This is a genomic window from uncultured Algibacter sp., assembly GCF_947495675.1.
In the GTDB taxonomy this organism is placed as follows: domain Bacteria; phylum Bacteroidota; class Bacteroidia; order Flavobacteriales; family Flavobacteriaceae; genus Algibacter_B.
Genome location: NZ_CANLZX010000003.1, coordinates 1 through 25168 on the forward strand (window position 1 = coordinate 1; position 25168 = coordinate 25168).

Below are 25168 nucleotides of genomic sequence, written 5' to 3' on the forward strand. Positions count from 1 at the left end.
CATGTCATATCTGAAGGATCATAATTAAAAAATTCTGAATATAATATGTGCATAAAATCTGCGCCTCCCATGGGACCTCCTGGGTGTCCTGAATTCGCTTTTTCTACCATAGCAACCGCCAATGCTCTAATATTATCTGCTGCCTTTAAATTAATCTCTTTGTTCATTTTTTTTAATTATGATTTATATTTAGTTGCTTAAAAATGTGCCTATTGAAAGGCAGAAACACTTTCAAAAAACACTCTAATTGCAAATATATAATCTTTAAGTAGATGGGTATTACTAAATGCTGAAATAATTTAATAACAGTGTTCACATTTTCTTTTTTTCAAAAAACAGGCATTTTAATTAAAGATTATTAAACTAATTTAGTTCAAATTCTTTTTCTAAACTTGTGTTTGAACTTCCTCCAACAAAAACCTTAAATTTTCCTGGCTCTACGATATAGTCACCATTATTATTATAAAAACCTAATGTGCTTTTATCTAAAATAAAAGAGACCGCTTTAGTTTCTCCTGCTTTTAATTCAATTAATTCAAAACCTTTTAACTCTTTTACAGGTCGTACTACACTAGCAAACAAATCTCTTATATAAAGTTGAACCACTTCTTTACCATCAGTATTACTTGTGTTTTTAATATTTAAAGTTACTTCAATCTTAGGGTTATCTGCCATAAGAGAAACCGGTTTTAAATATAAATTAGAATATTGAAAAGTTGAATAACTTAATCCATATCCAAAAGGGTACAATGGAGAACTTTCAACATCAATATAATGTGAATAAAATACATTATTGTTAGAATTTACAGGCCTACCTGTATTTTTGTAATTGTAATAAATAGGAACTTGACCAACATTTCTAGGAAAAGTCATTGGTAGTTTTCCACTAGGATTATAATCGCCATACAAAACTTGAGCTACAGCATTTCCTGTTTGAGTTCCTAATTGCCATGCTTCAATAATTGCGGGTATATGTTTGTCTGCCCAAGTTAAAGCTAATGGCCTCCCATTATTCAAGACCAATACAATGTTTTTATTCACTTTATAAATTTCTTCTAATAATTCTTGCTGCACACCTGGTAATTGCAAATTAGTTCGACTTCTTGATTCTCCAGATTGAAATCCAACCTCACCTAAAACCATAACAACAACATCAGCAGATTTGGCAGCTTCTTTAGCTTCATTAAACTCACTCTTATCTGAATTGTTTATTACAACTTCCTTTGTGAAAGCTGTTTTTCCAATAGACACATCTGCACCTTTTTTAAAAATCAAATCATTGCCTTTATAATTTTGCATACCCTGTAAAACCGAAACTGCAGTATTATCATCTGCAGCTAAACGCCAACTACCTAAGGGACTATTATTATCACTAGCCAATGCGCCAATCAATACTATTTTTTGACCATTCTTTTTTAATGGTAGTAAATTATTTTCATTTTTTAAAAGCACAATAGATTTTTTTGCCACATCCAAAACTGCCTCATGGTGTTTTGAATTACCAATCATTTCAGCCTCTCTTTTATCATCGCAATACTTATATGGATCATCAAACAATCCCAATTCGAACTTTACTCTTAAAATTCTCCTAACCGCATCGTCAATTATGGCTTCATCAATCTCTTTATTTTTAACTAAATGAACCAAATATTTAATATAAATATAAGATTCCATATCCATATCCGAACCAGCTGTTACAGCCATTTTTGCTGCTTCTTTATCGTTTTCGGCATAACCCCAATCTTTCATTTCTGAAATAGAGCCCCAGTCTGAAATTACAAATCCATCAAAACGCCATTTTTCTTTTAAAACATCTCTTAGCAAAAAATTATTTCCAGTTGCAGGAACACCATTTAGCTCATTAAAAGCATTCATAAATGATTTAACACCAGATTTTACAGCGGCTTCAAATGGAGGAAACACTACATTGTTAAGAGTTGATGCACTAACTTCTACAGTATTATATTCTTTTCCTGATTCAGAAAAACCATAGGCTGCAAAATGTTTAGCAGTTGCTGCAATTGTATTAACATCAGATAAATTATCGCCTTGAAAACCTTTAATACGAGCTTGAGCAATTTTACTTCCTAAATAAGGATCTTCACCAGCACCTTCCATAACACGCCCCCAACGAGCATCTCTAGATATATCTACCATAGGTGCAAAAGTCCAATTAATGCCAGAAGCACTCGCTTCAATTGCAGCAATTCTAGCTGAGTTTTTAATAGCCTCCAAATCCCAACTAGCTGATTCTGCAAGAGGGATAGGGCTTAATGTTTTATAACCGTGTATAACATCAAATCCTATTAAAAGAGGTATTCCTAATCGAGATTCTTCAACTGCTATTTTTTGTACTGCACGAACTTCCTTTACTCCTCTTACATTTAACATTGACCCTACCCATCCTTTACGTAAATGCTCATACTTTTTAACAGCATTACCTACTTTTGGTGTTGGGCCTGTAACATCCCAAAAGCCATTATATTGGTTCATCTGGCCAACCTTTTCTTCAATTGTCATTATCTCTAATAATGAATCTATTTGCTTTTCAACGATGGTTTCATTTTCAACCTTTACGGAATCATAATCAACTAATTTACAGCTAGATAATGTAATTAATAAAAGTATAATGAGGAATGTATGTATTTTCATCTTGAGTATATTAGTTTCTCAAATTTATTCATTTGAATTTATATAATACATTAAGTAATGTAAATTTATTTATAAAACGAATTAGTAGAAATTCATATAAATAAAAAAACGCTCCTCTAAAAAAGAGAAACGTTTTACCTTAATTTGGTGCGGGCGGGGAGACTCGAACTCCCACACCTCGCGGCACTAGATCCTAAGTCTAGCGTATATTGCACCAAAGAAATACAAATACACTCATTTTCAATGATTTAAGTGTTCGTCAATTTTCTTTAAAGTCATATAATATCATATGATATCAATATTTGTTGTACCTATGTTGTACCCAAACGCAGATAATAATTTGTATCTTTACATAAGTACTTAATCAAATGATATCCTGATTTGACTTTCGCAAAACATGTCAACGATGTCAGCAAGTGCAAAAATAGTTCTACGTAAAAAGCCCAACACCAAAGGGCTTTATCCACTTGCAATTCGAATAACTAAAAATCGACGCTCTACTTATAAACTTATTGGTCATTATATAGATTTAGAGGATTGGGATTCAAAAAATAATGAAATCAAAAAATCCCACCCAAATTCTGAAAGTTTAAATAACCTTATAACGTTAAAATTATCTGAAGCTCGGAAAGGTCTTATTGCTCTACAAACCAACAATAAAGATGCTTCTGCAAATCAAATTAAAAAAGAGATTTACAAACCCAGATCAAACCTTACATTTTTTGATTTTGTTGATGAACACCTTGAAGCTCTACAAGTTGAGGGGAAAATGAATCGTCTTTCTACTAACTCAGCTTGGGTTAGTTATATAGAAAAATATTGTAAAGTAAGACATCTCGCTTTTCAAGAAATTGATGAACGGTTTTTTAAAAAGTTTAAAAATTTACTTAAGAGGCAACTGCTCTCTTAACGAAACTACTGCAATGAATGTAATATGAACAAACCTAAACTTGTTTTTAATTTCCCCCTTTTCTTCATTTATAATCATGGAGGCAGCGGTTTCGCCCATTTTTATGAAATCTGTTGTGAAAACATCTAAACCCAACAAGCGCTTAAACAGAGTCTCATTATAAGATATTATTCCCACGTCTTTTCCAATAGTAAGATTGTTTACAGATATTAAAACTAATAGTTCAAATAACTCTTCGTCTAAATCTTTTCTAATAAATCTATTATTATTGTTGCTAGGTCTAATCCGTTATTAATATTTTATTCTCTAATGAATTCATTTTCTTAGATTTTAAGTAAGACTATTAAAACGAAAAACAAAGTCTTCTAACTATTTGTCTTCCATTTTTAAAATCACACTACCTGCTAATAAAAAAGCGCCTGTGCCATAGTTTTGCCAGCTATCTGCATCGGCATGTCTCGGATCATAACCAATATTCTGTACCCAACCAACTCTCCCGTCTTCGTGCTGGCATTTTTTAAGGGCATTCCAAGCTTTGGTCACTGCTGGTATGTGTTTTTTTTCTAAAAGTCCGTTGTTAATACCCCAAGCCAGAGCGAAAGTATGAAAACCACTACCACTAACCTCTCCGTGATTATACGATTCAGGACTCAATAAACTCGTACTCCACAATCCATCTTCTGATTGAATGGATAGGATTTTAGATGCCATTTCTTTATATAAATTCAGATAAAATGATCGGTGTTTATAATCTTCGGGCATATCATCTAACATTAAAGCTAAACCACCTATTACCCATCCATTTCCTCTTGACCAAAATATTTTCTTTCCGTTTTCCTCTTTCTTATCATCTACTGATCCGTTCCATACAAATCTTAAATCTCTAGCAAATAAGTGTTCGTCTTTATCGTAAAGTTGATTATAAGTTTCCAAATAATATTTGTGCATTTCATCCAAATACTCAGGCTGATTTTTGTGCTTAGCATAAAGAGTAATAACTGGAGGCGCCATAAACAAGGCATCACACCACCACCACAAAATATTCTTCATTTTATTTTTATCTGTTCCTAAACTCCATTCATTGGGTTTGCGCAAGTGCTCATCTAAAAAGTTTTTTGTAGGTTCCAAATCCACATAATTTTTACGTCCTCCATTTATGTCAACGTATAAATAACTATAGGAAATAGCTATATCATCAGCATGATAAACTCTATCATACGTTTTCCAATCATTCCAATAGCCTTGATTTTTTAAAGCGGCCATATACACCATATCTTTTGTTGCATGATGCGCTCTAGCAACCCCTGTATAGTAAGCTCCATTAGTCCAATCAGTAGGCGACTCGGCCATAATTGGATGTGCTTCTTGCCATTTTAAAGCCTTAATCATTGATGCTTTAACTTCAGATTTATTTATAGAATTTTGTGTAGTGGCCTTTTGGGCTACTGTACAATTAAAAAGTGTTAATACTGCTAAGCATAAAACAATTGAATTTTTCATCTCTTTATTCATTTATAAATTAATCTATAATTAAATACGTGCCTTTAAAACTTTGATTTAATACCATCATTTGTATAGGTTGTGTATTAGATTTTCTTTTTACTTTAATTGACGCTTGTCCGTTTGCCATTTCAATAACTTCACTTCCGGTAGGCGTACCGTGACTTACTGAAGCTTCTCCACCATTTAAACACTGAAAATATACGCGCTCTTCATAATCCAAACAACGCAATCCATTTTTATCTATTGCGGTTGCAGTTACCAGATAATTATCATCTTCTAATGCTGTGTATTCTAACTTTAAACTTTGAGCTTGTTGATTTTTAACGAATCTGTAATTTATTTTTAATTCATCCGCGACTTGTGTGCCATCTTTAGTTTTACCTAAAGACGTTAAATTATTTTCGCCATTAACAAAATCTACAGTCCAATTTAAACCAGCTGCTGGAAAATCTAACGTATTTCGCTTTTTGATTCCCAAACTTTTACCGTTAAGAAACAACTCTACCTCAGGACAGTTACTATAAACGCTAATATCTCTTGATTTCCCCTCCGGTCCTTGTCGCTCTGTCCAAGTGTGAGATTCAATGTATGTAAATGGGTCATTGCTCCAATAACTTTTAAAAACATAAAATGCATCTTTGGGTTTTCCCTCTCTATCAACTAATCCTTTTTGATTCATATACGGAATGGCATTTTCCGGACGTAAAGGCGTTCCAAAATCTTTAAATGCCCATTGCACGTTTCCAACAAACGTTGGGTCATTTTCAGAAATCCGTAGATGCCAATCGAATAAATCGACAATATAATTCTCACTCCAATCGCCTATTTGGGCAATATTTGCAACATCAGTTTGAACGATAGCTTCTTCCCAACCATCAGATTGAATTTTCCCTTCTCCTGTAATAGGATTTTCTGTATGTCTGCCAACATGACTAGAACCACCGTATTCAGCATGCAAAAAATGAGGGTACTCTTTTTTATACTTATCAATGGCTTTTTGATAACTTTTATAGCTTCCTGAATACCAGCCAGACCAAATGGAAGGCGAAAACACATCCACAATATCAGCACCTTCATAGTATTTTCTAATAGCCGTTTTTCTTGATGGGTCTAATTTATGGGCATAATCATTCAACTCATTTAAAAACGTGTTTATCTCTGTTTTATCATCTCCATTTTCGAAATCTGGCAACCAATAAATTTCATTTCCTAAGGACCATAAAATAATACTCGGATGATTATAATTTTGATTAATAATCTCTTTCAACATTTTTTTTGTGTTCGTTTTCCAAACAGCATTTCCAACGCCTCCTCTGCACCAAGGCAATTCATCCCAAACCAATAAACCAAGTTCATCACAAGCTTTATATACTTCTGGATCTTGCGGATAATGTGCTAAACGGACAAAATTAGTTCCCATGTCTTTCATCAGTTCCATATCAGCTCGATGTTGGGCATTACTCATAGCAGCACCAACACCTGCATGCTCTTCATGTCTGTGAGTTCCTCGTAATAACAATCTTTTTCCGTTTAAATAGAAAGCACCATGATCTTTAAATTCAAACCATCTGAACCCCACTTTTTCAGAAATTTCATCTTTAACTGGTTTTCCATCAACAAGTTCTACCTTTAGTGTATAAAGGTTAGGCGAGTCTGTATGCCAAAGTTTTGGGTTCTTTATATTATTGAATATTATTTTAGAATTATTATCAACAATATCAAATTTGGAAGACATAACAGATTTACCATTACTATCTATTAAAGAGGCTTTAATTTTTAAGTTTGAATTACCCGTTTGATTAATGGTAACTGTGGCCACCAATGATGCGTTTTTATTAGATACTTTTGGTGTGGTAATTTTTAAATTAGATAAATGGTTTATCGGTAAAGTTTCTAGCCAAACATCTCTCGTAATACCTCCGAATATGAAGAAATCACTTTTTTGAGATGGAATGACTTCTGGGTTATAACTATTATCTACCCGAACTAAAACTTCATTATTCCCTTTTTTTATGACTTTTGAAATATCAATAGTAAAACCAATATAGCCACCTGTATGCTCACCTACCTTTTCCCCATTGACGTAAACTTCACTTTCTATATTGACACCTTCAAAATACAATTGATAGATTTGATTAGAGTCAATATCAGATATTTCTAAATCTTTTTTATACCAACTAGCGCTTCTTCTGTAACCTGGTATTGCATCGGTAGCATCTAAGGCATTCCAACTATGCGGTAAATTAATTTTTTGCCAATTATTTATTTGTAATGCATCACTAATATTTTTTGCAGAATTTTCTAAATACAACCAATTTGCATTTTTATTAACTCTACTTCTTGGAGTATCATTTTTCGTTTCTGCATAGCATGAAACCGTAATGGAATAAGTTATTAAAGTAATTAAAAACTTTAACGATGAGATTTTTAATGTCATTATCATGTAATAAAATATAAACTTAGTATCAAAAAAATAGCTTGTGCTAATCAGATAAACACTTTTTAATTCTGTGTTTTCAAATTTTTATAAAATTTTTGTAGCGTGTAAAATGCTTTTTTCTTATTCCCTGTTTCAGAAATTAATCCTTTTCTGTTATAACCGTTTTGATAGACATCGTGCATGCGACGCGGCGATCTAAAATCTGTTAAAATCCAAGGTGTTACACCACTAAATTGGGGTATTCTTGCTAGTGCTGGTAAGGTTTCCTCATAAAGATATGCTTGGTTATCTTCTGTCCACATGGTAGATTTATCGCCATGAAAACCTTGTAGTGCAGCTGCTCCAAATTCGGATATAATTACTGGTTTGTCAATATCAATTTCCCATCGGATGTTTTTTAGATCTTCAATTTTACCTCCGTACCAACCGTAATATTGATTGAAGCTCACAATGTCCACAACATCTGAAAATTTATCTTCAATAACCATAATGTTTTTATCGTCTGCACTCGGGTGATCTTCTAAAGCTGCAGTAATTAAACGTGTATTATCCAATGCCCTTGTTGCTTTTGCAAGATTGGTTAAAAAACTAAGTCGCTCTTCTGATTGTGGTGTTTCATTGGCCATAGACCAAATTATTACCGACGCCCTGTTTTTATCTCTAGTAACTGCTTCTTTTAATTGCGTTTCTGCTTTTTTATAGGTTTCCATGTTTTTCCAATCTATGGTCCAATACACAGGAATTTCTTCCCAAACTAAAAGCCCCATTTTATCGGCTAAACGCACCATGTTCTCGTTATGAGGATAATGTGCTAACCTTACGAAATTGCATCCCAATTCTTTAGCCCAACCTAAAAGAACGCGCGCATCCTCAATAGAATGTGCTCTACCACCACGCATTACATTTTCTTCATGAATAGAAATTCCTTTTAAGAATACTTTTTCTCCATTAAGTAAAATATCTGAACCTTTAGTTTCAATACGTCTAAATCCAATTTTATCAGAAATTTTATCAGTATCTGTCGAAATTGAAACCGTATAAAGTTTTGGATTGTTATCACTCCATTTATTAATCTTTTTAACTGGTATGGCAAATTCTACAAAGCCTTTGCTATCTGTAGTATAGGTTTTACTAATATTCAATTCTGGAATTTTCACTACTACTTGAGTATTTGCTTTGCTCTCTCCATTTAATTGAGTGAAGCCTTTTAGTTGCTTACTGTTGGCTTTATCTAATTGAATACTATAATCTTCAATAAAGGTTTGGCTCAATTCATAAATCGTAACATCTCTAGTTATACCGCCATAGTTCCACCAATCGGTACTTACTGTTGGCACTTCATCTGGAAAACGCTTATTATCTACCCTTACAACTACAAAATTATCTTTGGCTTTTAATACTTTAGACATTTCAAAATTAAAGGGTGTAAATCCACCTCTATGAGCACCGAGCTTTTTTCCATTTACATAGACATCGGCAAAATAGTTAACTGCTCCAAAATGCAGATAATACCTTTTAGAACTATCGTAGTTGGGAACATCAAAAGATTTTTTGTACCATAAGGTACCCTCATAATAGTATAAATTTTCCTTTTGTGAATTCCAATCTCCTGGAACTAACAATGTTGGTGCCGCATCAAAATCGTATTCAACCCTATCTGTTTTATCTTTAGGCTTTGCATTCATGAAGTAAGCACCAGCACCTGGATTTTCAGATTCGTCGTGAGGCTCTCTTCTGTAGTTGTAATATCCAGACTCGTATACATCTACAATATAATTCCATCGTCCATTTAGGGTTACACCTTCTCTCAAATAATTGTTTTGCAATAAATTATCTTGTGCAAATAGCACGATATTTGAAATTAACACGAATAAGATTAATGCTATTTTTTTCATGATTTATATTCTTTAAAACTTAAGTTTAGGGTATTGATTGATTATTTAAGGTTTTTAAAATTATGATTGTGATCTGTGGTTTCTTTTTTAAACTTCACTTTTTCTCCAAGCTCTAAGATTATATTTTTATACTGGTTATCAGCTATTACATTTATGGTTTCCTTTGGGTCGTTTAAATGGTCATATAATTCACGTTCAAGCACTTCTCCTGTATCCAGTTTTACCCATTCAACATAATTAAACCGATTATCTGTTACTGAATACCCCATTATTGTTTTATCGTAGTTCCAACGATTATCTGGCCAAACGGAATAGGCGTAAGATTTAGACTTAGGCTCTTGCTTTGGATTATTTAAAATCGAAACTAAACTTTTTCCTTCCAAATGAGCAGGTTGCTTTAGTTGACACAATTCTGCTAATGTTGGATACATATCCAATGCTTCAACAGGATGCGTATATACTTCGCTTTTTACTCCATTGGGTACGTTAATTATTAAAGGTATGTTGGTATCAATATTCATATTAGACCATTTACACCAGCTGTTATAGTCCCCAAGTTTATACCCATGATCTCCCCAAAGCACAATTATCGTATTTTCTTTTAACCCTAGTTCATCCAATTTATTCACCAATTTCCCTATTTGTGCATCTATATAAGACACACAAGCATAATATCCGCGACGCAAGGTTATAGCCGTTGAATCTTGAACATCTTCAAACAGTTTTGGCATACCATAATAATTTCCTAATTCTCCGCCATAACGCATTGTATATTTACTAGAATTCTCTGGTCTTTCTGATAACTCTGATAACTTAACGGAGGCTTCTGGATACATATCCCAATATTTTTGAGGTGCATTGAAAGGTAAATGAGGTTTTATTAAACCAAAAGCCATAAAAAAAGGTTTATCATTTTTTTTAAGGTCTTCTAGTTTTCTCATAGCATTTAATGTATTAAGTCCATCTGGATATATGGTGTCATGAACCTCTGCCGTCTCAAAAGCTAATCCATTTCCTGGTTTTGTAGTTAATTCAAGAGACTTAAAACCTTCTTTTGTAACATAACCTTTGGCTTTCCAGCTAGAGACTGGTTCGATGTAAGTATCACCAAATTGAGCTTTTGTATCTTCAGTATAATGATAAATTTTTCCGGCAGAAGCTATTTCATAACCATTTTGCTCGAAAAATTTATTCATGGTTAATACTTCTGGCATTATATCTTTAACAGACTCACCTGTATAAACACCTAGTTTTTCTGGTCTTATCCCAGACATAATAGATGCTCTTGAAGCCATACAAATGGCTTGCTGCACATGTGCATTTGTAAAACGGATACCATTGTCTGCCAATTTATCAATGTTGGGCGATTTAATATGCGATGCGCCATAGCAATTAAGCTCGGTTCTTAAATCATCTACAGCAATAAATAATACATTATAAGGTTTTTGTTCTTTCTTAGTTTGGCATGAGAATGTCAGCGACAACAGTAATAACAGAATAACTTGTTTGCTTAATTTAAAAATAGTCATATTCGTTTAAAATTTTATTAATCGTTTCATTAAGTATCCTTATGTTGAATCTAATCTACTCGCTCTAATTTTTGGATTGCATAATCATGTTGCGTCCCATCGTTACCCATTCATATAGCTACGTCAAACGAGAAATTATTGTTTTACGCTAATTTATATTTGAATTATAATAGCGCGCAGTTTAATTAACTACACGCTATTAATTAAAACTAAACTAAAACAAACTATTTTATAATAATCTTTTTTATTGAACTAGAATTTACACTATTAAATTTTAACATGTAAATTCCTGAAGTTAAATTAGAAACATTAATTCTATCTTTAACTAATTCACTCTTTAAAACATTTTTGCCTAACATATCGAAAATCTCAACAGATTCAATTTCTACACTCGAAGTGATTGTTATAAATTCATCAGCTGGGTTTGGATAAATTGCAATTTTAGAAGCAAATGCATTACTATTTACCGATAGTGTGCCTGCAGTAGGATTTAGCTCTCCAAAAATACTATTAGGCATTTCGTAACTCGCAAATTCAATTGGAGAAACTTTAGCACTAGAAAATTTCCAATTAGGTGCAGATGAAGCAGCCCCACTTCCAGCTCCAATCCAATCATTTACCGAAAAGCCGGTGTTCGTGCCTTGTCTTAATACATAGACAGGGTTACCATCAAAAAGATGAATAACGTTCGCACTAGTAGTCGTTTTATAATCAGATTCGTTACCCGTGTAATTTCTTGCAAACACAATTTGCCCATATCCATACTCTCCAGTATCTCCAGACGCAATTGAATCATCATAATCTAAACAAGATACGGAGTCATGCAATGTCCAGTCTGTGGTATGACTTCCGGTATTATCTATTATACCATCATTATCTGAATCAATATCAATTAATTTCAAATCTTCAACAGATGTTCCAGCTACCTGAATTAACATATACGTTGCGCCTTGATCTGAAAAATTACCATCATACCCAATATCTGGATTTTTACTAGTTACTGCACTAGAGCTCCCACTGGTTACATCCGGACCTGCTAACTCAATAACGATGACATTTGCGCTGGCAGAAATAACACTTGAATATGGATTTGTGGTAACTCCACCACCATCTTGTGTGTAGTTTGCAACAAGTGCTAAGATTCCGTTTGACCCAAAAGTTGTAGATCCATTTCCAAGTTGAACAGCATCTCTAATTCTCCCCATGTCTGTTTTACCTGCATCACCATCTCCTTCTATAGCTATAAGGTACAAATCTGATGGCACAACAGCATTAGGCGTTCCCCTAACCTCATAATACTCATTTGTTAAGTCGGGTCCTCCCGGAGATGCAATAAGTTTGTTAATTAAAACTCTTGACGAGCTAGTTTCTCCAATAACAGGAATATTATCGAATGTTTGACTATAACCTACGAAAGTTGCAATCGAAGTAATAAAAAGTAAAAATTTTTTCATAATTGTCTTATTTTATATTAGTTATTCTCAAATTTATGAACGTATTGCTATTGTTTCCTTGCACTATTGTACCATTACTTTCAAAATTTTTACATTTTTACACTCTCGTGTCGCGATTGAAACAATAGTGAAAAAACACTGACTAATTGAATTCTCCTAGCAAACTATAAAATGAAATCGTTATGGATGGATTATACTTTAAATGTCAACTTATAAAAAAAAGAGCATTAGGAATTGACAAGGTCTCTGTTTTGATAAAGCGACAAACTAAATAAAATTTAAGGCAATCTTTAATTTCGCCAAATACATATAAAATAGGCAACACTCAAACTACCAATCTACTGTTTAGTTTATTTCGAATAAATATGTTACTTATTATGATTAAACATTTTTTTTGCTAAAATGAATAACTCAAAATTTTAAAATTATCACTTTCATTCATGCTCAAACCAATCACCGAGTATTCTCGAATATTAAACATATTGCCTGCCATAAGAAATAATTCTTTTAAGTTTTCAATACCATTATCAACGCCTGAAATTTCTGTATACATCCATTCCTTTTCCTTAATGATATATGGGTCTAAAAAATGGTATGCATCTTGTATACTTCCCGCTTTATGCGGATGATAATTCCATAAATCCACATTTAATTGCTTCCCGAAATACGCTAGATAGGTAAAGGCTTCTAAATTGTATGCAGTATAATGAAGCGATCTTGTTCTTTCAAGTTCAAGAGGCAAAGTTCCATCGGCTCCTATTTGACTTTTAATTCTATCTTTTGCGGAAATTTCTAAAACTTGTTTCGCTTCTTTAAATCTATGTAAAAACATTAGTATGGACACTTCTTGAACATCATACCAAGTTCCATGATTATTAGGCCATTTTTTTTCATCTAATCCATTTTTACTATGTTGTAGCCAATAGAGATAATCTTTCAACCAAAGTCTTAATCCTTCACTTATACTCGTATTCATAGCATTATTTAATTCCAATAAATCAATAGTGCTTATTAATTCTTTAACGCCTATAAATTCTATAATACCGATACCTCTTCCAATAGTCTTTCCCGGAATAGCCTGAGCGTAATCAAGATTAGGATTCATTTTAGTTTTTTCATCTAAAAACCAAACTTTTAATAATTCAATAGCTTTGTTTGCATATGTTTTATTTCCCGTAAAGTAATGTGCCATTGCCAAACGATAAACATTACGAAACATTTTATTTTTACGCGTCAAATCTAAATTATTACCTTCTGTCAATGGGTTTACTTGACCGTCTCTACGAATCCATGGTAAGCCGTCTGGCTTTTTAGTATCTGGCCACCAATAAGGACCTATACTCATATAATCTCTTTTATCGCCACTAGGCGGTAATTGGGTTTTATTGGTTACACTAAAAGGGCCTTCATTTAATGCTTCATTGGCTACTTCAATTAATGATTTATAAGGAACTAAATAAATCTCAGACTTATTTTCAATTTCTTTTTTTACCGTTCTTAGCTTCTCATAATTAAGTATGGTAAGTGTTTGTTTTTCTAATTTTGAAAAAAGAAATTTTTCTGATTTTTTTATAGTGCCTTTCTCCTTTTTGTTTTCACAAGAAGTTATTACTATATAGAAACTTAAAATAACTAGTACTTTAGAAGTTATATTGATATATTTCATTTTTTTATTTAAAAAGCTTTGTATTACTAAAAGTAATTTTAACTGGTCCTACTAATCCTGCTGGAATCAAATCATCTCCTTTTTTAAAGAAATTATACGTTGTAAATGTAGTCCGTTTATCCATTGGTGCTGGCTCATTATTTTTATACCATTCTGGCATTTTTTCTGAATCATAATACCCAGAAAGGTCCGGGTAATTTTGATCACCAATTAATCTGTTTGTCCATTGATTGGTTACTTCAATTCTTAAAGAATTTTCACCTTTTTTAATAGCTTTAGTTATGTCTATTTGATACGGATTTTTCCAAATTACTCCTAAATCTATTCCGTTTAAAATAACTCTTGCGGCAATATCTACTTTACCTAAATCAAGCATTAAATTAATATCTTCAGCTAGCATCTTTTTATTTAATATGAATGATTTCTCATAAATAGCAGTACCTGAAAAGTATTTTACTTCTTCATTACTATGAGTGGTCCAATCTAGTAGATCAGAGAAATTAAATGTTTTTGGTTCAGATTTTATGGTTGGAAATGACACTTCCCAATTTGTAGAAATATCAATTGCCTGAGGAATACGTTTTACCTTAATGCTTTCCGAGTTTCCATTATTTAATTTCACATTGTAAGTTCCTGCTTTAGAAACTTCAAATTCTAATACGTTGTCTTTTGATAAAGTTCCAATAACAGATGGATTTTCTAAGGCATGAGCTGATTGAATATGAGTTACATTTTTAGAGGACTCTCTAAAAACCACAAAAATTGAACCTCTTGCAGGTAATTTAATATTAGTTGTTGTGGTGCCATCATTGTTGGAATCAAAAGCAGCTAGTTTTGAAATTTCTCCTGTAGTTTGATTCCATAATTCAGGAATTTTGTTTGCCACATTAAAAGTACATTTAAAAGCTTTTTCGCTTTCATTAGGATTGTAAAAGAAATAGATATCTTCTTTTTCTGTTTTACGATGTGTGTATCCAATCTCTTTTCCATCTTCAATAACTAAATCTTTTGGAATATTATAAGTACTATAAATGTCTTCCCATGGTACTTTATTTAAAGTATTAGGTGCACTCCAAATCAGTTTAACCAATCTTTCAAATTCCTGTATATCGGCTGAAGCATTATTGTATCCACCAAGTGTTTCAGGTTTATCGCCAGTTATAATGATGCCTTTTTCAGCTAACTCCGCTATTTTTCTTAAAGTATGGAGTTTAACTTCTTTCATGTTTTTTAAGTTGAGCATATAATAAGAAATACCATTTGGCAATACCATTTTATTATCTTTTACCGTAATTCTATTAATCAAAGCATCAGAATTAATACAATCAAAATTTACATAATCTGGTAATATTGGACTAATTGATTTTGCTTTATAAGATGAATTAGGTGTTCCGTCCCCAACAAATACAAGTAAGTCTGAAACTGGATTTCCTTTTCGTAACATATATTGACCACGTGCCAAATATTTAAACCAAGATTTTCCAGCATTATCCCACCACGTTTGTGTTCTATCAATATGTGAACCCCATATTCCCATGGTCATGCCTGGTGATACATTTGTATTGGCTTGGTGAGCGTAACGATGAAACATAAATTCATTAATCCCCAAGGTCCAAGCTATATCTCCTGAAAGTTTCATTAAATCTGGATGGCTTCTCCAGTTTACAGTTGGCAATGCTGTAAATGCCTCTGCAGATACAATATTTTTACCATAAATACGGGCCCCAGACACCGCGGTTTCTGTTTTAAAGTGCCCACGCATCCAGAATTCTCCCATAGGAATATCTACTTTTTTGGTGGCATCTAGCTCATTGAACGCTGCATTAAAACTGTATGGTTCCACATAACTAATTAACCCTTCATCATGACATAACTCTGTAAAATAATCGAAGTAATTATCGGTCATCATTTTACTTGTAAAATTCCTCATATCCCACAAAATACGTTCTGTAGTATCTGTATTATCTATATACCGTCCAGCATATAACGGTAGATAATCCATAATATCGTATCCGAAATGTTTTTTGAATGCTGTTTCGTAACCTTGTGTCCAGTTTTGACCACCAACTTCATAACTATCAATCTCAATATATTGCAAAGCATTAGGAGCAACAGGTTTAGAAACATCAATCACATTTTTAACATAGCCATCAAAAAATGTTTTAAATGATGCTCTGCTCATCTTATCAACTTCCCATCCGCGGCCAGCATCTGATGCGGGACTATTTACGGCTCCCGTAATGCTGTATCCAAAACGCATAATGGTCCAATCTCCTTTTGGTAACTTTGTTTTTATCACACCATTTTCATCTACAAATTTGGTTACATTTATAATATCATCTCGCTTTACAATCATGCTTTCTGGCGCATCATCTAAAGCAGGTAGCCTATGATTCTCTTGCATATATAAACTGGTGCGTGCTAGCATGTCATTAAATCGATACACACCACTTAGATTAATTTCTGAAATTTCGAAATCCATATCAGTTACAAAACGAAAGTATCTTGCAGTTATAGCCTCAAAATGTTTATCAATGGCGTATTCTTTTTTTCCTTGACGCAATACTTTAAAATCCACTACATCTTTAAAATTAACGCCATCATCTGAAATTTGAAGCTTTGTAATACCATCTTCTCTTTTCTTTTCACAATTTAGATAGAAAGATCTAACTGCATGTGGTTTTTTAAAATCCCATTGAATCCAAGACAAGCCTTTCTCTGGAACTTTAAGCCAGTTGCGTTCGTCAATTTTACCGTCAATAATCATGTCCGTATTAAAATCAGAACTCGAGCTTGTTACTTCCGGTATTATCTGAGATTCTAGAACTTCAGAATCTAAAGAAGGATAAGCAATAACGGCCAAATCTTTATAAAAACCACCACGTTTGGTTGGTTCAGGTAATTTGGTATTTATATCACCTCCTTGTATAACCAATTCTCTATGTACGATTTGTTTCATCGAATGCTCAGCGGTTACCCAAGGTCCTCCGCTTGACGTCCATCCATCACAGTTGTGTACACCAAAGCTTAAGCCTAATCGTTCACATTCTGCTGCCGCATGTCCTATTTTATCAATGTGTTCAGGAGAATTAAATTTCACATCTCCATTTTTTATAAAAGCAGAAACGTTAAACAAGATAATACCGCCTATACCAGCATCGGCCATGGCTTCTAAATCTTTTGTTAAGCCTACTTTGCTCATGTTACTACTCATGGCATGCATCCATGTTCGCGGTCTGTTTTCTGGCGCAGGATTAACAAATGTTTCATCTAATACTTTGGTAGTATCATTTTGTCCATATGATATATTACATAGTATTAAAACTAGTATGATATAAATTACTTTTTTCATCATTTGCAATATTGAATTATAAATTCTCCTCTTGACCTGTCGCAGCTATTGCTTCTAAACAACTAACCATAAACACCTTACCCATATTACCACTCATGGTATGCATCCAAGTTTTGGGTTTCGCGGATTGTGTTGAGTTTTTCAAACCATATTCTAAATCTTGCCCTATTCCACTTAAAGTGATACATAAAAATAATGTTATTATAGAATAAGTTGTGGTATTCATTTGCTTGGTTTAATTGTTTAATATCACATGTAGTTTCAAGATAATTACTTATATAAGTATCGAAAATTCGCTAAGGAAGTTTCACGTATTACTATTTTGTTTTAAAACTCCATATCTGCCCAATGGTGGTTCCTCCATTTTCATCTTTAACTACCACTTTAAAATAATAATTGCTTGCTGCAGTTAAACTACTTGCTGTAAAATTAGTTTCCGTCTGGTTTTCTGAAACTTTCGTAGTTGGGTTGCTTGTGGTATCTAAATACACATCATAAGTTAAAGCATCATTATCTACGTCGCTTGCAGTCCAACTTAATGTGGTACTGGTTCCATCTATCTCAGCATTTAGTGTTGGAGATACCAAGTCTGGTGAAAATGGCAAATGATTAGAAATACCTTCGCCTTCAGTTAAAAACTGACTTACCGAGGAATACCCGCTTTCTGCCTGCTCGCTATCTACAGCCTTAACACGCCAATAAAAAGCTTTTCCTTTTTGTATAGAAATCAATCTTGAATTAGTAGTACTCGTTTCATTAAAGGCTAATGCTGTAAATGAACTGTTTTCTGATATCTCTATTTTATAGGATATAGAATTTCCTTCTGGGTCTGTCGATGCATTCCATTCAAAAATTACCGCATTATCTATACAAAGGGTATTATTTAACGGATAAACCTGACTTGGTGTTGAAGGTGCCTTATTTTCAGCAGGTGTTGGATCATCATCTCCTCCGCCACTACTACATGACACCACAAACCCTAAACAAACTGCTAAATATAAATATGTCTTTTTCATCTTATTTTTTTATTAATTTTATAAATACGGGCTTTTCTACATTAACTTTCACAAAGTAGATACCACTTGGATTATCTTCTATATTCAATTCTACTTTCCCACCATTTACTGGATAAATTTTATTTGATATGAGCTGAGAATGAATGCTATAAATCTCTAAATCAATAGTCTTTAAACTATTTGGGATATACAGCTCAAATAATCCAGCTGATGGGTTTGGATACGCTTTTATATCTTCAAATAAATTAATGCTTTTAGATATTAGTCCTTCACAAGAAGCTTTACTACTAACCTGTATTTCATCCCCATGGGTTACAGGTACAGAGAATGTAGACTGATAGGTTTCGAAAATAGCCTCTCCATTTTTAAAAACCGTATAGGGTGCTGTTCCTAAATCTACAGAAACGCTCGCACTCTGCTTCGTTATTTGTATTTTACCTGACAATTCTACACCGCCATCAATGTTAACTGTATAACATTGCTCAAATGGCCTGCCTTCTATTTTTATACATAAATCGTAAGTACCAGGCATTAAGTTTTCAATTGTTGTGCTAGATGTAAAGTTATAATCTGTGCCATCTATAGTTGCCACATAATTCAAACTTTCAACAGCATTTATAACTATTTGTCCATTACCTTTATCGATACAAGTCTCTCCTGTGGTTACTATGGTAAAGTTATTTGATGGTATGCTCGCACAACCTAATTCGTCTACAACAGCTCCTGCTATAGTATCAGGACATAAATCTTCCGAATTCAATACGCCATCATTATCAGTATCTAGAGTTGTACTGGTTAACGAATCATTAACTATAAAATCATTAAATAAAAGACCATTTTTTGATGAACCTACACCTATTTTTCCAAATGGAATAGTGCTATTATAATCTGCCTTTGCGACTAATCCATTATTCATTGTAAAAATGATTTGGTTATTCAGAACACCTAACTTTAACAGTACTTCATCATCATTCTGTAACGTTGAAGATGTTCCTACTAATTTTGATAATGCACCATTAGCTACCGAAAAAATTCCTGATTTTTCTTGATCTGTACTGATACGTGCAAATAGGTAATTGTTATCATCTATAAACGAGGTAACTAAAACAATATCAGATTCCGATCTATTCTCAAGTTTATCAATACTTTTTATATTAGTTTCAATTTCATAAATAGTACCTGAAGGAAATTCAGTAACCGTATATTCAGATAGTTTTCCCGTTGTAACAGGAGGAAGCTCCTCTTCAAAAAGTGAATAGTATTTTTCTCCTTCAATATCCTGAACTTTCCAACGAGAGGCATCTCTTTCTTTCCAATCTCCTCTATTTCCATAAGTATTACTATTAAAAACTGTCTCATGAATAAACTCAGCATGGTATCTTTTTTGAACTTCGTACAAATCTTTCTCAGCCAAATCTGGCACATACTCATACCATTCTCTCTCCTCTGTAAATATTTCAGCGGTTTTTAATCCTGATACAATAGTATTTTGGTAATAACCCCATTCATTGGTCCAACCATTACCCCAAAAAAGCGCTGTAGATTCTCCGGTTAATCCCCAATACACGTTGCGTGCACCCGCATGCGGACCAGCATTAGTATTCCCAGAGCTTTTGTGTGTCCAAACAGATCTTACATCTGTCCACAAATTTGAAAAAGGGGCATTTCTATGAAAATCTAAACTTATGGTATTATCGTTAACAGAATTATCTGCACTTATATTACGAACTACATTTCCATTAGCCTTATGAATTATAGTTACAGAGTGTATATTAGCCACTGCGTTATTAAAATAAATGCCATTTAAAACATTATTCGCACTATAGGCTATTTTAAATCCATGATGCCCTTCTCTACCGAGCATGGTGGTGTTTTCAACTTCTCCATGGGCAGAACGCGTTATAAGAATACCGTTGTCTGAATTTACAATTGAAATATTATTACTCCAAAAATTATAACAGCTATTAAACTGAATAGCATTATAACCTGGTTCGTCTAAATGATCTACTTTTGGTACCTCAATAAATTCAACACGTAAATTTTCTATGCCAACATTGGTTAGGGCGCTATTTCTTTTTTGCACTTCCATATTCCATGAGGGCTTAATATTAAGCCTTAGAGGTTCACGTAGTGTAACTAAATTCCCTTCAATCTTTTCTATGGTATGGAACATACTTCCTCCATCAGCAGAAAGCCAACTTGCATGTGGTAAGGGATAATCTTGTGACTGATTATTAAAATATTCATGCCATAATGGGCCATTTACAGGATTATTACCTGTAGCATTAATCTCAATAATATCTCCAACACTCAAATTACTAACAGAGGCTACAACTATTACTTTATCACCTATTAGTGCTTCTTCGCTAACGGTTGTGACCGTTGATGGAAACCGTCCGAAAAACTCAATAATATGCCCCTTATCTCCTGTTGAATACAAACCTTGATAGCTACCATTAATATCAGTAGCTGATTTTGGCATGTAAAATACAGTACCATCAGTCCCTTCGCCTTCTCCCCTAATAATAATATTACTTCTTTCAATTTTTAGCCAATCATCTATTACATAACGTCCTGCTGGAAAAAAGATGATACTGTTATTTGGTGCTGACCTAATTATGGCATCAATAGCGACAACATCACTAAGTCCATCATTGGCTAAAACACCTTGATCTAAAACATTAATAATATTATCAAAAGAAGGCTTTACAGCATATCCTCCGCCATAACCTGCATATGAAAAATCAGGTAGTCGCCCACGAGAATTCCACAATTCACCATTTTCACCCCATAAATCTGAAGTGGTTTTTGTTTGTGATTGTATATAATTACTACTGAGTAGTAGCAATAATAAAATGGATATTTTTTTTATCATTTTTTCTTATTAATTAATTATCATTTTTTTGAAAGAGCTTTGACCTTCTGAATTAGATATTTTTACGATGTAAACACCTTGTGGGAATACGCCCTTAGCAGCTATTTTTATAGATTCTTTATTTGCAATTGTTTCATATAACAATTGCCCGTTCATATTGAAAATGGTAATTGTAGCGTTTGTGAAGTTTTTCAAGGATATAACAAACTCATCATCAACTGGATTTGGATAAATTTTAAAACTATTGATTGTACTTTCGTCAATAGACAGAACGCTATTTTCTGAAAACTTTAATAAAACGACTCCGTTTCTAGACGATCCAACACCAGCCTTACCAAATGTAATATTAGAGACATTATTTACTCTGGCTATTTCATTATTATCCAAGACAAAAGCAATATCTCCATTATTAACTACCAATTTTAAACTTACATAACCATTTGTAGAAAGCGTAGAACTTGTACCTACTAATTTTGTAACGTTACCATTAAGCACCCTATATATTCCTGACTTGTTTGAATCAGCACTTAGTCTTCCAAAAATATAATTATCATCATTGCTAAACGCAGTAATTATAGCAACATCAGATTCGTTTTCAATTTCACTAGTTGTATAACGTTTTACTCTAGCTTCAACTTCATAGCTATTTTCTTCTGGTACATCAATCACTGAATATTCTGAAAGTTTTCCGCTGGTAACAGGAGGAAGGTTTCTAGCAATAAGTGCATATCTATTATTACCAACTATATCCATTACTTTCCATCGGGAAGGATCTCTTTCTTTCCAATCGCCTCGGTTTCCATATTCATTACTATTAAAAACTGTCTCATGAATAAACTCAGAATGGTAGCGTTTTTGAATTTCATATAGGTCCTTTTCTGCTAAATTTGGCACATCCTCATACCACTCACGTTCTTCTGTAAATAGTTCTTGCGAGTATGGAGCTGAGGTATCTATACCACTAACTAAAGTACCTTGGTACTGACCCCATCGGTTTTTCCAATCATTAGGATCTCTCCAATACATGCCATTAGCACTATCTCCTTCTAAACCCCAATACACATTATAGCCAGCACCGTGTGGCCCCGCTTTTTGGTCTCCTGAACTCTGATACGTCCAAGGCGTACGAACATCTGTCCATAAGTTTGAAAAAGGAGCGTTTCTATGAAAATCTAAGCGGATGGTATTAACATTTACCGAATTATCACCACTCATATTTCTAACCACATTTCCATTCGCCTTATGTATAATGGTAAAAGAATGGACATACTCTTCATTATTATTAAATTTTAAATTACTGGAAAGTATATTGGAACTATGACCTATTTTAAATCCATGATGCCCCTCTCTACCCTCAAGCGCTATACCTTCTAGCTCTCCATAAGATGAGTTTCTAATACCAATACCGTTATCACAATTAACGATTGTAATATTTTTTGACCAAAAGTTTTGACAGTTTTCAAATCTAATACCATTGTAGCCAGGTTCATTTAAATGAGATTCTTTAGGTACTTCAATAAAATCCATTCTTATATCTTCTATTCCTACATTTTTCAATGCACCATTTAGTTTCCTTACAAGCATGTTCCAAGAGGGCTTTAATTTGAGTCTTAAAGGCTCTCTTAGAGTAACCAAATTTCCTTCGATTTTTTCTATAGTATGAGTCATAAGAACATTATCTCCGGTTGCCCAAGTGACATGAGGTTCCGGCCAGTCTTGAGATTGATTGTTAAAATATTCGTGCCACAATTCCCCATTTATTGGATTATCGCCTCTAGCATTTATTACAATAATATCCCATTGATTTAATTGACTAGCATCTTCCACGACAATTACCCTATCACTTCTCAGAGCCTCTTCTGAAACTTTTGTAATAGTAGAAAGCGAACTATTTCCCAAGAAACTTACAAAATGACCACTTCTTCCAGTTGAATAATCACGATCATAAGGAGGAGTCACCTCCGTTGCCGATTTCGGGAGGTAAAATATGGTACCGCTAGGACCATCTCCTTCTCCTCTAAGTAAAATATTACTTCTATCTACTTCTATTATTTTGTCGATGACATAGCGTCCTACTGGAAAAAAAACAACACTATTATCAGGTGCTGTATTAATAATTGCATTAATTGCATCGGCATCACTTAGACCATCATTGGCTATAACACCTTGATCCAACACATTAATTATGTTCGTAAAATCTGGCTTTACGGCATTACCTCCACCGTAGCCAGCATATGAAAAGTCTGAAAGGCGTCCGCGTGTATCCCACAACTCACCATTATCACCCCATAAATCTGAAGTTGTTTTTGTTTGCGCAGAAACAGCAGTTAAATTTATTGAAAAACTGAATACTGTTAAAAAAACTGCGGTTACTGCACTAGATAAATTATTTTTCATTACAGTCTTTTTTTAATTTTGACTAAACTCTATTTAGTTACTGAAACGACTTTTTCTGACTCTGAATTTGGTTCTTTTGAAAGCGTAGCATTTAATTCACTTAAATCATCTTTCATTTCTCCATTAGGCCCATATATAACTGGTGCAATAAAGCAATCCCTAATACGATCTATTTTACGATCTTTATAGTGACACCAAACGTGATACCAGTTGTCTTTCCAAACAAAAAAATCACCATGAGCGTAAGGTGTTTCTAGACCCCAACCTTCGCCTACAAGTCCTTGAGTTTCGTAAGGCCCGTATAGATTTTTAGAAGTAGCATAATAACCAGAACAACTTAGATAGTAAATCCCATTACGTTTATGTAATGAATTTTTATCCATATCTGGAAAATAAGTTGTTTTGTTGATGACAATTGTTTTTGGCTCTTCATCCAGCTCAATCATTGATTCTTTTAGGCGAGCGATTTTGTAATTAGTTCTACCGTAAATGATGTAAGGTGTATTGTCATCATCAACAAAAATAGTTGGATCAAAAGAATCTACTAAAGGCTTCCCCAATGCATCTTTATATGGTCCTTCTGGTTTGTCGGCAACCATAACTCCAGCATTATCATGGTGGTTTGAAAAATACCAGTAATACTTACCGTTTCGCTCTACAATATCTCCGGCCCAACAAGATGTATTACCTTTGCCCATGTAATTGTCTTCAGGACTAATTGTACCAACATGCTCCCAAGTTTGTAAATCTGTTGATTTATAAATCCTCCAGTCTGGCATTACCCAATCGTTAATACCAAACCCAATGTCGTGTCCTGTAAAAACATAACAGACATTATCAACCACTAACATATGTGGGTCTGACATTCCTGGTTCGGCTATTAATGGATTTGTAAGCTTGAGTTCAGACTTTTCAGATTGATCACTTACTTGTTCAAGATTTTGATTTTTTGATATAAATTTCAACACACTAATAATAAGAACAGTAATTATTAAAATACTTATAATACTAATTTTACGAATCTTCATTTTCTGATATTATTTTATTTCATTTTTAACTAAGTAAATTGTTAAAATTATTATTAAATCTTATGAATATGGTTCTACCCCTTATGTCCTAAGCAAACTCAATAGTTCTTTAATCTTCTTAAACTTTGGTATCGGGTTTACTTGTAGAATCGAGATATTCATTTAATAATTTAGTTTGGTGAATAACAAATTTAACGACTCGTTTTGCTTGTTTTTATGCACTATTGTTCCATTTCTGTCAATATAATTGCGATTTTTCACTAATGTTCCTTATTTGCATCAATAGTGAAAATTAAATTAGAAAATTCAACGCTATCCTTAAAAACAATACATCTATTAATCACCCATTATGATTCAATAGTTTTAAAGCTATTTTATATTCTCTTTTTCACGTGTTTATCATGATTTTCGCATTAAATATGTTTACTTAGATGGTTAAAAAGAAAATGAA

At 33.3% G+C, this 25168-nt stretch carries 14 protein-coding genes and 1 pseudogene; 1 reads left to right on the forward strand and 14 read right to left on the reverse strand.

The genetic code is table 11. The features are described from left to right. Window positions 1-167: pseudogene (locus tag Q0842_RS02635) on the reverse strand (transketolase); the annotation flags it as partial. Between the two features lie 196 nt (window positions 168-363). Further along, window positions 364-2652 (reverse strand): beta-glucosidase BglX, encoded by a 2289-nt coding sequence (gene bglX, locus Q0842_RS02640; protein ID WP_298494041.1) that lies wholly within the window; start codon window positions 2650-2652, stop codon window positions 364-366. A 406-nt stretch (window positions 2653-3058) separates the two neighbouring features. On the opposite strand from bglX, the gene Q0842_RS02645 reads away from it, so the two are divergent. Further along, a complete protein-coding gene (locus tag Q0842_RS02645; RefSeq protein ID WP_298494043.1) occupies window positions 3059-3562 on the forward strand; it encodes a phage integrase SAM-like domain-containing protein in 504 nt (167 codons plus the stop codon). Window positions 3563-3931: 369 nt separating this feature from the next. On the opposite strand, the gene Q0842_RS02650 is transcribed toward Q0842_RS02645, so the two are convergent. The 12 genes from Q0842_RS02650 to Q0842_RS02705 all read right to left on the reverse strand — a co-directional run bounded on the left by Q0842_RS02650 (window position 3932) and on the right by Q0842_RS02705 (window position 24717). After that, window positions 3932-5062, reverse strand: a complete 1131-nt coding sequence (locus Q0842_RS02650) for a glycoside hydrolase family 88 protein (RefSeq protein ID WP_298494045.1) — start codon at window positions 5060-5062, stop codon at window positions 3932-3934. A 19-nt stretch (window positions 5063-5081) separates the two neighbouring features. Beyond that, a complete protein-coding gene (locus Q0842_RS02655; RefSeq protein WP_298494047.1) occupies window positions 5082-7502 on the reverse strand; it encodes a glycoside hydrolase family 2 TIM barrel-domain containing protein in 2421 nt (806 codons plus the stop codon). Window positions 7503-7567: 65 nt separating this feature from the next. After that, window positions 7568-9400, reverse strand: coding sequence for a glycoside hydrolase family 2 TIM barrel-domain containing protein (locus tag Q0842_RS02660; protein ID WP_298494049.1), 1833 nt, complete (start codon window positions 9398-9400; stop codon window positions 7568-7570). 41 nt (window positions 9401-9441) lie between these two features. After that, window positions 9442-10929: a sulfatase gene (locus Q0842_RS02665; RefSeq protein ID WP_298494051.1), complete on the reverse strand. Its 1488-nt coding sequence runs from the start codon at window positions 10927-10929 to the stop codon at window positions 9442-9444. Window positions 10930-11153: 224 nt separating this feature from the next. Then, window positions 11154-12383, reverse strand: a complete 1230-nt coding sequence (locus Q0842_RS02670) for a T9SS type A sorting domain-containing protein (RefSeq protein WP_298494053.1) — start codon at window positions 12381-12383, stop codon at window positions 11154-11156. Between the two features lie 397 nt (window positions 12384-12780). Then, entirely contained in the window at window positions 12781-14049 is a 1269-nt protein-coding gene (locus Q0842_RS02675) for an alginate lyase family protein (protein ID WP_298494055.1), read from the reverse strand. Between the two features lie 4 nt (window positions 14050-14053). Further along, window positions 14054-17401 carry a glycosyl hydrolase gene (locus Q0842_RS02680; protein ID WP_298494057.1) on the reverse strand — a complete coding sequence of 1116 codons (3348 nt, stop codon included), beginning with the start codon at window positions 17399-17401 and terminating at the stop codon, window positions 14054-14056. A 16-nt stretch (window positions 17402-17417) separates the two neighbouring features. After that, the gene (locus tag Q0842_RS02685) at window positions 17418-17627 is read right to left on the reverse strand and encodes a hypothetical protein (protein WP_298494059.1); all 210 of its coding nucleotides are present in this window, start codon (window positions 17625-17627) and stop codon (window positions 17418-17420) included. A 91-nt stretch (window positions 17628-17718) separates the two neighbouring features. Then, window positions 17719-18417, reverse strand: coding sequence for a fibronectin type III domain-containing protein (locus Q0842_RS02690; protein ID WP_298494061.1), 699 nt, complete (start codon window positions 18415-18417; stop codon window positions 17719-17721). A gap of 1 nt (window position 18418) precedes the next feature. Continuing rightward, window positions 18419-21292: a T9SS type A sorting domain-containing protein gene (locus tag Q0842_RS02695; protein WP_298494063.1), complete on the reverse strand. Its 2874-nt coding sequence runs from the start codon at window positions 21290-21292 to the stop codon at window positions 18419-18421. A 9-nt stretch (window positions 21293-21301) separates the two neighbouring features. Beyond that, window positions 21302-23689: a T9SS type A sorting domain-containing protein gene (locus Q0842_RS02700; RefSeq protein WP_298494065.1), complete on the reverse strand. Its 2388-nt coding sequence runs from the start codon at window positions 23687-23689 to the stop codon at window positions 21302-21304. Between the two features lie 29 nt (window positions 23690-23718). Beyond that, window positions 23719-24717 carry a family 43 glycosylhydrolase gene (locus Q0842_RS02705; RefSeq protein WP_298494067.1) on the reverse strand — a complete coding sequence of 333 codons (999 nt, stop codon included), beginning with the start codon at window positions 24715-24717 and terminating at the stop codon, window positions 23719-23721. Window positions 24718-25168: the final 451 nt, after the last annotated feature.

What these genes read in the sequence shown, in the direction of transcription:
- bglX (WP_298494041.1), bottom strand. Translation starts at nt 2,652, where the DNA reads ATGAAAATACATACATTCCTCATTATACTTTTATTAATTACATTATCT.
- Q0842_RS02645 (WP_298494043.1), top strand. Translation starts at nt 3,059, where the DNA reads ATGTCAGCAAGTGCAAAAATAGTTCTACGTAAAAAGCCCAACACCAAA.
- Q0842_RS02650 (WP_298494045.1), bottom strand. Translation starts at nt 5,062, where the DNA reads ATGAAAAATTCAATTGTTTTATGCTTAGCAGTATTAACACTTTTTAAT.
- Q0842_RS02655 (WP_298494047.1), bottom strand. Translation starts at nt 7,502, where the DNA reads ATGACATTAAAAATCTCATCGTTAAAGTTTTTAATTACTTTAATAACT.
- Q0842_RS02660 (WP_298494049.1), bottom strand. Translation starts at nt 9,400, where the DNA reads ATGAAAAAAATAGCATTAATCTTATTCGTGTTAATTTCAAATATCGTG.
- Q0842_RS02665 (WP_298494051.1), bottom strand. Translation starts at nt 10,929, where the DNA reads ATGACTATTTTTAAATTAAGCAAACAAGTTATTCTGTTATTACTGTTG.
- Q0842_RS02670 (WP_298494053.1), bottom strand. Translation starts at nt 12,383, where the DNA reads ATGAAAAAATTTTTACTTTTTATTACTTCGATTGCAACTTTCGTAGGT.
- Q0842_RS02675 (WP_298494055.1), bottom strand. Translation starts at nt 14,049, where the DNA reads ATGAAATATATCAATATAACTTCTAAAGTACTAGTTATTTTAAGTTTC.
- Q0842_RS02680 (WP_298494057.1), bottom strand. Translation starts at nt 17,401, where the DNA reads ATGAAAAAAGTAATTTATATCATACTAGTTTTAATACTATGTAATATA.
- Q0842_RS02685 (WP_298494059.1), bottom strand. Translation starts at nt 17,627, where the DNA reads ATGAATACCACAACTTATTCTATAATAACATTATTTTTATGTATCACT.
- Q0842_RS02690 (WP_298494061.1), bottom strand. Translation starts at nt 18,417, where the DNA reads ATGAAAAAGACATATTTATATTTAGCAGTTTGTTTAGGGTTTGTGGTG.
- Q0842_RS02695 (WP_298494063.1), bottom strand. Translation starts at nt 21,292, where the DNA reads ATGATAAAAAAAATATCCATTTTATTATTGCTACTACTCAGTAGTAAT.
- Q0842_RS02700 (WP_298494065.1), bottom strand. Translation starts at nt 23,689, where the DNA reads ATGAAAAATAATTTATCTAGTGCAGTAACCGCAGTTTTTTTAACAGTA.
- Q0842_RS02705 (WP_298494067.1), bottom strand. Translation starts at nt 24,717, where the DNA reads ATGAAGATTCGTAAAATTAGTATTATAAGTATTTTAATAATTACTGTT.